Source organism: Abditibacteriota bacterium (assembly GCA_017552965.1).
Classification (GTDB): Bacteria; Armatimonadota; UBA5829; order UBA5829; family UBA5829; genus RGIG7931.
Genome location: JAFZNQ010000079.1, coordinates 1 through 13,215, shown reverse-complemented (window position 1 = coordinate 13,215; position 13,215 = coordinate 1). Strand labels below are relative to the sequence as shown.

General features: G+C 62.7%; 8 protein-coding genes. 6 read left to right on the top strand and 2 right to left on the bottom strand.

Going from position 1 to position 13,215, the window contains the following annotated elements:
• Positions 1-85: 85 nt before the first annotated feature.
• Entirely contained in the window at positions 86-397 is a 312-nt protein-coding gene (locus IK083_07385) for a TfoX/Sxy family protein (GenBank protein MBR4749373.1), read from the top strand.
• A gap of 630 nt (positions 398-1,027) precedes the next feature.
• Here IK083_07385 and IK083_07380 read toward each other — a convergent pair.
• Positions 1,028-3,487, bottom strand: coding sequence for an FAD-dependent oxidoreductase (locus IK083_07380; GenBank protein MBR4749372.1), 2,460 nt, complete (start codon positions 3,485-3,487; stop codon positions 1,028-1,030).
• Between the two features lie 177 nt (positions 3,488-3,664).
• On the opposite strand from IK083_07380, the gene IK083_07375 reads away from it, so the two are divergent.
• Positions 3,665-4,312 carry a sugar O-acetyltransferase gene (locus tag IK083_07375; GenBank protein ID MBR4749371.1) on the top strand — a complete coding sequence of 216 codons (648 nt, stop codon included), beginning with the start codon at positions 3,665-3,667 and terminating at the stop codon, positions 4,310-4,312.
• Between the two features lie 175 nt (positions 4,313-4,487).
• Here the strand turns inward: IK083_07375 and IK083_07370 are convergent, their stop codons facing one another.
• Positions 4,488-6,752 (bottom strand): cellulase family glycosylhydrolase, encoded by a 2,265-nt coding sequence (locus IK083_07370; protein ID MBR4749370.1) that lies wholly within the window; start codon positions 6,750-6,752, stop codon positions 4,488-4,490.
• A 123-nt stretch (positions 6,753-6,875) separates the two neighbouring features.
• Here IK083_07370 and IK083_07365 point away from each other — a divergent pair, with 123 nt between their 5' ends.
• The 4 genes from IK083_07365 to IK083_07350 all read left to right on the top strand — a co-directional run.
• Positions 6,876-7,415 (top strand): serine acetyltransferase, encoded by a 540-nt coding sequence (locus tag IK083_07365; GenBank protein MBR4749369.1) that lies wholly within the window; start codon positions 6,876-6,878, stop codon positions 7,413-7,415.
• Positions 7,408-9,861, top strand: coding sequence for a glycoside hydrolase family 2 protein (locus IK083_07360; GenBank protein MBR4749368.1), 2,454 nt, complete (start codon positions 7,408-7,410; stop codon positions 9,859-9,861). Before IK083_07365 ends, IK083_07360 begins: the two co-directional genes overlap by 8 nt.
• A 15-nt stretch (positions 9,862-9,876) precedes the next feature.
• The gene (locus IK083_07355) at positions 9,877-12,321 is read left to right on the top strand and encodes a glycoside hydrolase family 2 protein (GenBank protein ID MBR4749367.1); all 2,445 of its coding nucleotides are present in this window, start codon (positions 9,877-9,879) and stop codon (positions 12,319-12,321) included.
• 254 nt (positions 12,322-12,575) lie between these two features.
• Positions 12,576-13,215, top strand: a 640-nt coding sequence (locus IK083_07350) for a sodium/proton-translocating pyrophosphatase (protein MBR4749366.1), incomplete at its 3' end; no start/stop codon positions are given.

Genomic DNA, 13,215 nt, shown 5'->3' with positions numbered 1-13,215 from the left:
TGTCGCCAGTTCAAGTCTGGCCTGCGCCACCATCACAGCCTTTTCGCTGCACAGCGAAGGGCTGTATTTTTTTGCGGAGGGTACCATGTCGTCGAGCAGAGAATACGTGGAATACGTGCTGGACCAGCTGTCCGGGCTGGGAGACGTGAGCTGCAGGCAGATGATGGGAGAATACGTCATCTATCTGCGGGGCAAGGTGATAGGCGGAGTGTATGACGACCGCTTTTTGCTGAAGGCGACCCCCTCCGCCGAGAGGCTCATGCCCCTCGCCGCCCGGGAGCTGCCATATCCGGGAGCCCGGGAGATGCTGCTGGCGGACTGCCTGGACGACAGGGAGACCCTGGAGCGGGTGGCCGAGGCTGTGTATGAGGAGCTGCCCCCGTCAAAAAAGCGTTGATATTCTCCCGCAAATGCAGCGTGATCGCATTTGGAGGAGCAAACCATGACAGTGACTGCGCAGATGCTCATTGAGCAATAAGGCGATCATGCCGATCCCGGGGCGAAGATAGGCCGTCTCGTCCGGGCCGGCGAGAGCGCTGCATTTTGGGCGGGATGACGCGGGGTCGCCGGGAAAACGTATGACCGACGCTTGAACGTTCCTCCGCCGCGTGGCCCCCCCAATGCCTGCGGCATCGGTGCCCCCACAGATCTCCAACGACCGTGTGCCACGGTCGCTGGGATGACGTCGGAGGAGCCGGGGATTACGCGTTTCCCGTTCAAACTCAACGTCACTTCGGCGGTGAGGGCTCCTCAAGCCCTCACCGGTAAGAAGTCCCCTGTCACGAAGCCGCGAGCCCGGGCCACGGACAGGCCCAACGGGACAAAAAGCGCTCGACTACACTTCTCCTCAAGCCCCGCGATACGGCCCCTCCCACCAGCCCTCTCTGCCGTTGGCAGAATAAGGAATGGGCTGGCGGGCCCCACCGCAAACCACCCCAAAAAATCTGCGATTTTTCGGGGACCCCGAATTTGGGCCGATATGACGTCTGGATCGGCCGCCGGGATGACGCCGGAGACCGGCGGCGGGTCAGATGAACAGGTTGGTATCGGCTTCCTCGGCGGCGCCCAGGTAGGCGCCCACGCCTCCTATCTCCACTCCGTCAATGAGCTCCTCGGGCCTGATGCCCATCACGTCCATGCTCATGGAGCAGGCTATGAGCCTGGCTCCGCCCTGTATGGCCTTCTGCATCATCTCTTCCAGCGAGTCTATCTTCTTGTCCTTCATGACGCCCCGCATCATGGCGGAGCCCATGCCGGCCATATTCATTTTGGACAGGCCCAGCCGGGCGGCTCCCTTGGGGAGCATCATGCCGAAGAGCCGTCCCATGAGGTCTTTTTTGACAGGCGCGCTCTCCGGCTTCCTGAGGGCCGTGAGGCCCCAGAAGGTGAAGAACATGGTCACGGGCCGTCCCATGGCCAGAGCGCCGTTGGCTATGACAAAGGCCGCCAGCACCTTGTCCATGTCTCCGTCAAAGACTATGATGGTCTTGCCCTTGTTGTCCGGAGCCTTTTCCGGGTCTGCCGCCGGGGCCGCGCCCTTGCGTATGACCGCCGTGTATTCCCCGTCCTTTTTCTCGTTGGAGACGAGGGTGTTGCCGGTGGACCTGCACCAGCTGACTATGTCCTTCGCAAAGCCCGGGTCGGAGGCGGTGACCTCCAGAGTCTCTCCGTCCTTCAGGGCGGTCATGGCCCGATAGACCTCCATCACGGGGCCGGGGCACTGCATGCCGCAGCAGTCCAGCCGGGCGGAAGGGGCTGCCGCCGGGGTCTGAGCCGGCGCCGGGGCTGCCTCTGGGGCCGCCGCCGGCGGGTCTGCCGGAGCTTCCCGGGAAAGCTCGGGATGGGTGGCCAGATAAAAGCGGGCGCCTCCGGGATACACCCACACCTTGTCAAAGCCGTTGTGGGCCAGTATGCGGGCGGCGTTGTAAGCCCGCACGCCCACGGCGCAAAAGACTATGTATTCCCTGTCCCTGTCCAGCTCCTGCAGCCGGGTCCTCAGCTGTCCCAGGGGTATCTGCAGGCTGCCGGGTATGGGCCGGGCCTGGGTCTCCGCCGGCTCCCTCACGTCCAGCAGCAGGGCTTCGGGCCGGGCGGAGGGGGCGTCCCAATCCGCTATCCGCGCCAGTCCCGAGAGGAGATTTTCCGCCACAAAGCCAGCCATGTTCACCGGGTCCTTGGCGGAGGAGAAGGGGGGCGCGTAGGCCAGCTCCAGGCTCTTCAGGTCCTTCACGGTGGCTCCCAGCCTCAGGGCGGTGGCCAGCACGTCTATACGCTTGTCCACCCCTCCCGAGCCCACTATCTGGGCTCCGTATATCCTGCCCGTGTCCGGGGCAAAGAGGAGCTTGATGGTCATGGGCTCCGCTCCCGGGTAATAGCCCGCGTGGGAGTTCTGGGTGATGATCAGGCTCTCGTAGTCCCCGCCTTTTTTGAGGCCCCGGCTTTTCAGGGCCTTTTCGTTGGCTCCCGTGGAAGCGGCTGTGAGGTCGAACACCCGGGCCACCGAGGAGCCCTGGGTGCCCTCGTAGCGGTCCTCCCGGCCCGCCAGGACGTTGGCCAGGATACGGGCCTGCTTGTTGGCGGGGCCTGCCAGAGGGACCATGGCCGGGGTCTTGAACACAAAGTCCTCCGTCTCCGCCACGTCTCCCACGGCGTAGATGGAGGGGTCCGAGGTCCTCATATGGTCATTGACCCTGACGCCGCCTCTTTCGTTGAATTCCAGTCCGGCCTCCCGGGCCAGGCTGCTGTTGGGCCGCACGCCTATGGAGAGTATCACCAGCTCCGCGGTCACCGAGGCGCCGCTCTTCATATGCACCGTCACGCTGCCACCGGCTTCTTCAAATGAGGCCACCGGGTCCCCGAGACGCAGGTCCACTCCCTTGTCCCTCAGCTCCCCGTGGAGCAGCTGGGCCATTTCGTAGTCCAGAGGGGCCATCACCTGGTCGGCGGCTTCGATGACTGACACCGCCAGGCCCGCCCGGCTCAGGTTTTCCGCCATTTCCAGGCCTATAAAGCCGCCTCCTATGACCGCCGCCCTCCGGACGCTCTCCTCCTTCACCAGGGCCTTGATCTCCTCCGAGTCGGTCACGGTCCACAGGGTGCGGATCCGGGGGCTGTCTATGCCCGGGATGGGAGGTCTCAGGGGGGATGAGCCGGTGGCGAGCACCAGGTCGTCATAGGCTTCCTCGTATTCGGTTCCCGAGGAGAGGTCCTTCACCGTCACGGTCTTTCTGTCCCTGTGGATGGCGGTGACCTCGCTGTTTGTCCGCACGTCTATGTCAAAGCGCTCCTTCATCCGCTCCGGGGTCATCAGGAGCAGGGCGCTCTTCTGCCTGATCACGTCTCCCGCAAAGTAGGGGAGTCCGCAGTTGGCGTAGGAAATGTAGGGTCCCCGCTCCAGCATCACTATCTCGCGGGCGCCGTCCAGCCTCCGCAGCCTGGCGGCGCAGCCGGCTCCGCCCGCCACTCCTCCGATGATCACAGTCTTCATTTGGCCGTCTCCTTTCCGGAGGGCTATCGGCTCTCCGGCAAAATACTGTCTTTTATTATATCATACTGTTTTGCCGGTGAAAAATCAACCTGTTGCGCTTCCGGTCCGGGTCTGCTATAATAATAAAAATACCTTTTCCCGGACACTGTCCCGGAAAGACATACTGCGGAGAAACAAATGACCGAACACGAAAAAATGCTGGCAGGCAAGATCTACGATCCCTTCAGCGAGGGAATGGCGGAGGAAAGGGAGAGGGCCCATCTCCTGTGCAGGCGCTACAACGCCCTGGCGGAGACGGACCCGGAGAGGGAGCAGGTCCTCAGAGAGCTGATACCGGAGGCGGGAGAGGGAGTGTATCTCCAGGGACCCATATGGTTTGACTTCGGAGTCAATACCAGGATAGGCCGCCTGAGCTACGCCAATTTCAACTTCACCGTGCTGGACGAGGGCCGGGTGGAGATAGGCGAGTCCGTGTTCATAGGGCCGGGCGTGTCCCTGCTGACGCCCATCCATCCCCTGCGCTGGCAGGACCGCAATTCGTTTTTCAACTCCGAGACCGGCGCGGTGACCAATATGGAGCGCACCGGCCCCATAGTCATAGGGGACAACTGCTGGATCGGGGGCTCCGTCACCGTCTGCGGCGGGGTCACCATAGGCGAAGGCTGCGTCATAGGAGCGGGGGCTGTGGTAGTCAGGGACATACCGGCAAACACCTTCGCGGCGGGGGTGCCCTGCGTCCCCGTCAGGGAGATCACCGAGGCGGACAGCCTCCTTGCGCACCCGGAATTATTCGCCGATCCACGGGATATGAGGCACTTCCGGTGACGTGACTTAAATTATTTTTGAAAAAAAATTAAATTTTTTTTCGGGAATACTTGCATTCCCTTTTTTTCTATGCTATAATACAACTGTATGCACGGATAACATCCGTTATACCTCCTTTATATTAGTTGGCACGCATCCCCCCCTCGCGGGGGGATGCGTGTTTGTATTGGCTGCTTTATCTGCAGGCATTTTTCACGTATCTTTCCTGCAGCAGCCTGTTGGCCTCTTTGATAGCCTCGAAGGTCTCCGGAGTATCCTTGATGGTGACTGTCCAGTCGTCCAGATCAAAGCCAAAGTCCGCTCTGTCCGAGTTGAAGGCCCACCAGTGGGTGAGCTGCACTCCCGCCGCCACGAGCCCCTGCAGATATTTTGCCCGGGCCGCGGCCTTCTCGGGGGACCGGTTGGGAAGGTCCGGCACCCGGCCGTCCACCACGGCGCCTCCCGCCTCGCCTATGTAGAGGGGCTTGCCCAGGGCCGCGGCTTCGCCCAGGAGAAAACGCCAGTCTATGAGCGTCTTGTTCGTCCGGTCCTCCGGGTCCGGGGCGTAGACGTTCATGCCGTCGTTCAGGTCGGCCCCCAGGTTGTAGGCGTGCATGCTCACCGCGTCGGCGTTCCGGTTGATGAGCCACAGGGCCTGCAGCCTCTCATTGGGTGTGTCCAAAGTCCAGTCCCAGCTCTTGCCGGCCATGACTGCCGACAGCAGATGCCACTGGGCGCTGCGGCACATGCTGTCGCCTCCCGTGACCATCCTGCGGGGATCGTTTTTCCTGATGCGTTCCGTGACCCGGCGGTAAAACTCGCTCATCTGCAGCAGGGAGTAGCGCATGCTGTTGCCGTTGCCCACGTCCGCGTCCAGATTGCCTTCGTTGGTGATCTCCCACATGAGCACCGTGTCCCTGCCGCTGTATCTTCCCACGAACATATCGATGAAGCCCAGGACGGCGTCCAGGGACTTGCTCTTTTTCTGCGTAAATATGTCGCTGTAGTTTTCCCCGGCGCTGACCCATTCGCCCTCGTCGGAGTAGGCGCCCGCCATGAACTCCTTGGAGTTCAGGTTCAGGCTGGGCACCACCCGTATGCCGTATTTGTCGCACAGGTCAAAGAGGGCGTCGGCGGCCCGGAAATAGACCTCCGCTTCCTCGGCGGAGCGGGCGGGATTGAAGGGCATGACGAAAAATCTGATGGAGCGGAAGCCGTTCTCCGACAGCTCCCTGAGGGCCCTTTCGGCTCCCTGCAGGGTGTTGGAGGGGCTGTTCCAGCTGTTGCTGATATGCTCGCCGCCGTGGAAGGAGGCGTCGTAATATATCTGATAAAATATATCCCACTTGTTGAAGGATATCTCGTAGTAGGGCTCTCCGTTCATCCACAGGTGTCCGCCTACGTTGCGCAGTATGCCGTCATGGAAGCTGTCGGTGGAGACGAGGGTCATCTCCAGAGGGTCGGAGCGCCACACCTTGGCGCCGACGGTCCGGGCGGCAGTGGCGGAGAAATACACGCCGGAGTCCGTCACCACGTGGCAGAGAGGGTCGGAGACGTCCCGGGTGCTGTAAAAGCTTCCACGGTCAGTCCGTATGACCAGGGCGCCGTTTTTGCCCTTCGCTATCCTTGCGCCCGCCTGTTCCAGGGCCTTTTGGGGCAGGAGGAGCCTGCCTCCCTCGGAAAGGGTTTTGCCGCAGAGGGCGCCGTTGACGTAGACGGCGTCCCGCCCGTCCTTTGTCTTGGGCAGGACCACCCGGGGCATAGGTCCGGGCTTCTGGAAGGAGTTGCGCTGGGGCAGGGGCCGGGGCCGCAGGCTCTCGGCCTTCACGTTGTCTATGGTGATGCAGGACTCTTCGTCGCTGCCGGGCAGGACGTATATGCTCACGGCAGTCACCTCATGGACCGGGGCGGCGAACCGGCGGGGGCCTCCCGCGCTCTTGCCGTTGACGGAAAGGGTGTAGAGGCTGCTGCCGTAGTCAAAGGCCGCCTCTATGGAGGAGACGCCCTCCGAGTCCAGAGAGCACACCATGTCCCCCCGGTGGTCAAAGAGGGCGGGCTCTCCGCCGGCAGCCCTTTTCACGGAAAACACTATCTCCTCCGGCAGTCCGGGCTTGCCCCACTGGGACCAGTGAAAGGAGAAGGCGTATCTGAACTCGGCGCCGCCGAGATGCTCTCCCGGGGTCACGTCGGCGGAGAAATAAAAGGTCTTGCCCGTGTAGTTCAGCTCCCAGTACCGCAGGTCGGTCTTGCGGGCTATGAGGGCCTTGCCGGAGGGGGTGTCCGCCACCCGGTGCCGGCAGTCCGGATTCACGTAGCTGACGCTCATGCCGTCGCGGGAGTTGTCAAAGGCGTCCGAGACGGCGCAGCCCTCAAAGTCCAGGATGAACTCCGGGGTCCGGGCCGGGGCGGCCCAGAGGGCCGCTGTCAGCAGGAGCAGGGCAGAGAGAAGCAATAATTTCATGGGGTGACCTCGCTTAAGCTGTAATGTGTATATTAATTATAACACAAAATCTGCTCCTTATCTTCCCAACGGGGTCCATCCGTGCTACAATATTACTGTAAACACCGTCAAAAAGGACAAGACATGAATATCAACAAGCTTATCAAAGAGGACCTGTCCCGCTACGAGGTCCTGACCCCCTGGCTCAGACTGTTTCATATTTCGCTGCGCAAGGCCCAGTATTCCAAAAACCCGCTGGAGAGGAAGTTCTACAGCGCCCTGTTCAGCCTTTTGCGCCGTCAGCAGCATATGCTCATATGGCCTGAGGGCAAGATAGGCAGGGGCCTTTGCATGATCCACGCCTTCGGCGCCGGAGTCAACGCCGCCGCGGAGCTGGGAGACAACGTGACCCTGCACCAGTTCGTGGCCATAGGCCAGGAGAACAGGGGCAAGAGAAAGGGCGCTCCCATCCTGGGCAACCGGGTGTGGGTAGGCCCCGGCGCCGTGGTGGTGGGCCGGATACACATAGGCGACGACGTGTTGATCGCCCCCAATTCCTACGTCAACTGCGACGTGCCCTCCCATTCCATAGTGATGGGCAACCCCTGCAGGATCATCCCGAGAGACAACGCCACCGAGGGCTACGTCACCCTGCCGGTGCCCGAAGAGGAAGCCGATGAATAACTATCTATCCCTGGACGGAGAGTGGACCCTCCGTTCCGCCTCGCCCCTGCCGGAGGGGGATATATGCATCCCCGCCACCGTGCCTGGCTGCGTCCACACGGACCTGATGTCCGCGGGCATCATAGACGACCCCTTTTACCGGGACAACGAATACAGGGACAAATGGGTGTATATGTGCGACTTTTCCTGGTCCCGCCATTTTACCCTGGACTCCGTGCCCGAGGGCAAGACCCTGCTGCTGGAATGCGACGGCCTGGACACCCTGTGCCGCATATACCTGAACGGGCAGCAGGTGGCGGAGACCAAGAATATGTTCCGCCGCTACGCCTTTGACGTGACGCGTCTGGTGAGGGCGGGGGACAACGAGCTCCGGATAGACATAGCCTCCCCGGGCAAATACTTTGAGGAGCATGCGGGCCGGGACAACGGCCACACCGCCGGGGATTCCCTGCCCGGCAGCGAACAGCTCCGCAAGTGCCACTGTCAGGCCGGCTGGGACTGGGGCCCTCAGATCCCCACCATGGGCATCTGGCGCTCCATAGGCCTGGGGGCCTATTCCTTTGGCCGCATCACGGACGTGAAGGTGTTTCAGACTGTGTCTGCGGACTACAGGCACGCCCTGCTGGACCTGGAGCTGCTCACGGAGGAATACTCCGGCGAGGGCAGCTATTCCGTCACTCTGTTCTCCCCCGAGGGCTCTGCTCTGGACTTCCGCATCCTGGGGCCCGGCGAGACCCGGGTGTCCTTTTGCGTGGAGCAGCCTGCCCTGTGGCAGCCTGCGGGCCTGGGAGAGCAGCCCCTGTATTCCGTCACCGCGCAGGCCATAGCCGGCGGGGAGCCGGAGAGCGAAAAGACGGTCCGGGTGGGCATCCGCCGGCTGGAGGTGGTGCAGGACAGGGACGCCTGGGGCCGCACCTTCTATTTCAGAGTCAACGGAGCCCCGGTGTTTGCCAAGGGCGCCGACTATATACCCTGCGACCAGTTTCCCTCGCGGGTGACCCGGGAGGACTACGCCCGGGTGCTGCGGAGCGCCGCGGAGGCCAACATGAACTCCCTGCGCATCTGGGGCGGCGGGCTCTACGAGGCCGACGTCTTTTACGACCTGTGCGACGAGCTGGGCCTGCTCCTCTGGCACGACTTTATGTTTGCCTGCTCCCACTATCCCATGACCGATGAGCTGCGGGAGGAATACGCCGCCGAGGCCCGGGACAACCTGCGCCGGCTGCAGCATCACCCCTGTATAGCCCTGTGGTGCGGCAACAACGAGCTGGAATGGCAGCTGTCCGGGGGCTGGCCCGGCCCGGACTGCCTGGAAAGGTCCAAAAAGGAATTCGAGGAGCTCTACTACGGGCTGCTGGCGGGCATCACGGCTGAGGAGGACCCCTCCCGGACCTACGTGCCGGCCTCGCCTTTTTCCGAGAGGATATTCGAGGACCCCAACGGGGAGGCCTCCGGGGATTCCCACTACTGGGAGGTGTGGCACGGCCGCAAGCCCTTCACCGAATACCGCAAGCACTTCCCCCGCTTCATGAGCGAGTTCGGCTTCCAGTCCCTGCCGTCTCTGGAGACCCTGAAGCCGGTGACTCTGGAGGAGGACAGGGTGATCTTTTCCCGCATCATGAACTGCCACCAGAAAAACAAGACCGGGGACGAGGCCATCATCTACTACATCAGCAAGAACTACAAGCTGCCCCGGGATTTTGAGAACTACATCTACATCAGCCAGCTCCTCCACGGCGAGGCCATGCGCTACGGCACGGAGCACTGGCGCCGCCACAGGAACGGCTTCCGCTGCATGGGGGCCCTCTACTGGCAGCTGAACGACTGCTGGCCCGTGTCCAGCTGGGCCTCCCTGGAATACGGGGGCCGCTGGAAGGCCTGCCACTACATGGCCCGGGATTTCTTTGCCCCGGTGCTGCTGAGCCTGGAGGAGACGGAGTCCTCGGTGACCCTGAGCCTCACCAACGACACGGCGGAGCCCGTGACCCGGACCATAGTCTGCTCCGCCCGGTCCGCCGACGGCGGGCTGCTGTTTGAAAAAGAGATCACTGCCGAAGCTCCCGCCTTTTCCAGCCGGGAGGCCGCCCGGGAGGATATGTCGGAATACCTGGAGGGAGACGGCAGATACAGGGTCTTCTTTACCGCCCGCATCAAGGGGGAGAAGGACAAGTCCGTGTTCTTTGCCCCGGCCAAATACATGGAGCTGGCGGAGCCCTCCTTTACCGTCCGGGCCTGGGATGACTGCCTGACGGTGGAGACGGACCTGCCCGCCTTTTTCGTGTGCCTGCAGGCGCCGGACAGCGCCGTGAGATTTGAGGACAACTATCTCACCATGCTGCCGGGCCGGGTCTATCGCATCGGAGCGGCGGAGACCGGCGGGCTCTCCTTTGAGGACATAGCCGCGCGGCTGAAGATATTCGACCTGGCCCACAGCTTCAGGTCATAGACGGAGGACGCTGCCGTGAAGACCATATCCCTTGCCGGCCCCTGGCGCCTGCGCTCCGCAGACGGCAGGACCGAAGCTCCCGCCACCGTGCCCGGCTGCGTGCACACGGACCTGACGGCGGCGGGGCTCATAGGCGACCCCTTCTACAGAGACAACGTCACCCGGGACGCCCGGGTCTATGGAGAGGACTATATCTACAGCCGCTCCTTTGAGGCGCCGGAGGACTTTTGCCGCGCCGGCCGGGCGCTGCTGGAGTGCGACGGCCTGGACACCCTGTGCCGCATCACCCTGAACGGGCAGCGGGTGGCGGAGACCAAAAACATGTTCCGCCGCTACGCCTTTGACGTGACGGAGCTGCTGCGGCCCGGGACCAACGAGATAGAGATATACATCGCTTCCTCCGCCGAATACTGCCGGCGGCATGCCGGGGAAAACAGGGGGGCCAATCTGTCCTTTTCCCTGCCCGGCAGCGAGCAGCTGAGAAAGGCGGTGTATCAGTCCGGCTGGGACTGGGCTCCCCAGCTGCCCACCATGGGCATCTGGCAGGACATACGCCTGTCGGCCTATGAAGCGGTCCGGCTGGGGGACGTCTTCGTCCGGACCGAATTTGCCCCGGACTACGGCAGCTGCCGGCTGGAGGCCCGGGTCTTCTGTGACGAATTTGCCCCGGGAGCGGCCCTGACCGCCTCCCTTTTCGCCCCCGGCGGGGAGCTGCTGGAGGAAAAGGAGATGACCGGGGCCCGGGCAGTCTTTGAATTGTCTGCTCCCGAGCTGTGGTATCCGGCGGGCATGGGCCCGCAGCCCCTCTACAGGCTGAGGGTCCGGGCGGAGATGGCAGGCAGGCTGCTGGCTGACCGTGAGATATCCGTGGGCCTGAGGCAGGTGGAGGTGGTGAGAGACAAGGACCGGTGGGGCGTCAGCTTTTACCTGCGGGTCAACGGCCGGCCCCTCTTTGCCAAGGGCGCCGACTGGGTGCCCGCGGACCAGTTCCCCTCCCGCCTGGGGGAGGAGGACTACGCCCGGCTCCTGTCCTCCGCGGCGGAATGCCACGTGAACACCCTGCGGGCCTGGGGCGGCGCCTACTACGAAAAGGACGTGTTTTACGACCTGTGCGACCGGCTGGGCATACTGGTGTGGCAGGACTTCATGTATGCCTGCTGCCACTATCCCATGACTGAGGAGCTGCGGGAGGAATACGCCGCCGAAGCCCGGGACAACGTGCGCCGGCTGCAGCATCACCCCTGCGTGGCCCTGTGGTGCGGCAACAACGAGCTGGAAATGTTTTTGGCGGGGGGCTCCTGGCCCACCCGGGAGACCAATGAGGAATGCCGCCGGGACTACAGGGAGCTGTTTTATCACCTGCTGAAGGACCTGTGCGCCCGGGAGGACCCCACCCGGACCTATCTGCCCGCCTCTCCCTTTGACGACGAGGGGGGAGACCCCAACTCGGAGACCTCCGGAGACATGCACTACTGGGACGTGTGGCACGGCCGCAAGCCTTACGCGTTCTACAGGACCCTCTATCCCCGCTTTATGAGCGAGTTCGGCCTCCAGTCCTGGCCCTCTCTGGAGCTGGTGCGCCGGGTGTCCCTGCCGGAGGACCGGCAGGTGTTTTCCCGGGTCATGCACGTGCTCCAGAAGGACCTGTGCGGCGATCAGGACCTGATGTATTACGTGGGCGCCTATTTCCGCATGCCCCGGGACTTCGAGGCCTTCGTGTACGTTTCCCAGCTGGTCCATGCCGAGGCCATGAAGTGCGGCGTGGAGCACTGGCGCCGGAATATGAACGACCGCCGGTGTATGGGGGCCCTGGTGTGGCAGCTCAACGACTGCGCCCCGGTCATCAGCGGCGCCGCCATGGAATACGGGGGCCGCTGGAAGGCCCTGATGTATCACATGAAGGAGTTCTTTGCGCCGGTGCTGCTGAGCGCGGAGGAGGAGGGGACCCGGGTCAGGGTGCACCTCACCAACGACACCGCAGACAAGGCGGTCCGGACCGCGGAGCTCGGTCTGTGGGACACCGATGGCCGCCTTTTGTGGAGCCGGACAGTGGAAGGAGAGGCGGAGCCCATGACCTCCCGGTGCATATTTGACAAAGACTTCGGGGAGATGCTGGAGGGGGACGCCCGCCGCAGCCGTTTCTTCACCGCCGGCCTTGCCGGCGCCGGGAGCCTGCAGACGGTGCTTTTCGTCCCGCCTCAGCACTTTGAGCCCGGGCGGCCCGGCATCACGGCGGAGTTCCGGGAGGGCAGGCTGGCCGTCACTTCGGACCTGCCGGCTTTCTGGGCCTACGTCCACGTTCCGGGGACAAACCTGCGGACGGACGCCAACTTCGTGACGCTGCTGCCCGGCGGGGAGCGGCTCTTTGAGGTGAAGGACCCGGACGGGCTGACGGAGGAGGAGATACTCTCCCGGCTGAGGGTATATACCCTCAGAGACAGCTACGAGGACTTTCGGTGATTTTTTCGGCGGGGCTGCGGAGCTCTTCTTGCAAAACCCGCCGCAATATAGTATACTCTAATATGAGTGTTATGCCTGTCCCCACGATAGGGGCGGGGGCGCTCTGTTTGCTTTATTTTTCAAGGAGGGTGCAAATGCGCACACTGTCAAAAAAACTTATGTTTCTGGCAGGAGTCGTAATGGCCGGCCTGCTGCCGTCAGCCGCTTTTGCCAGCGAAGCCATTACACTGCCGGCATTCGACGAGTTCAGCTGGATGGTGCCGTCTATCTGGATCGTGTTCATCAGCGCGGTCATAGGCATTATCTTTGCCATTTCCTGGTTCGCTTCCCTGTCCAAGGAGGACCCGGGTTCGGTGGGTATGCAGAACGTATCCAACGCCGTCCGGGAGGGAGCCAACGCCTACCTCATGAAGCAGGCGAAGACCATGATCTGGTTCGTGCTGCTCATAGCCATCGGCATGCTGTTCCTGTATAGGGGCAACGCGCTGTACAATCATTCCGATTTCAACGTGGCCATACCCCTGTACGTGGGCGTAGCCATAGCCTTTGTGCTGGGCGTAGCCTGCTCCTACACCGCGGGCCTCATCGGTATGATGATGGCTGTCAAGGCCAACTGCCGCGTGGCCAACGCCGCCCTGACCAGCTACAAAAAGGCTCTGTACGTAGCCTTCCGCTCCGGCGCCGTGTCCGGTATGGCCACCGTAGGCCTGGGCCTTCTGGGCGCCTGCATCCTGTTCCTCATCTTCCGTGAAGAGAGTATGAAGGTGCTGGTGGGCTTCGGCTTCGGCGGATGTCTGGCCGCCCTCTTTATGAGGATCGGCGGCGGTATATACACCAAGGCTGCCGACGTGGGCGCCGACCTGGTGGGCAAGGTGGAGCAGAACATCCCCGAGG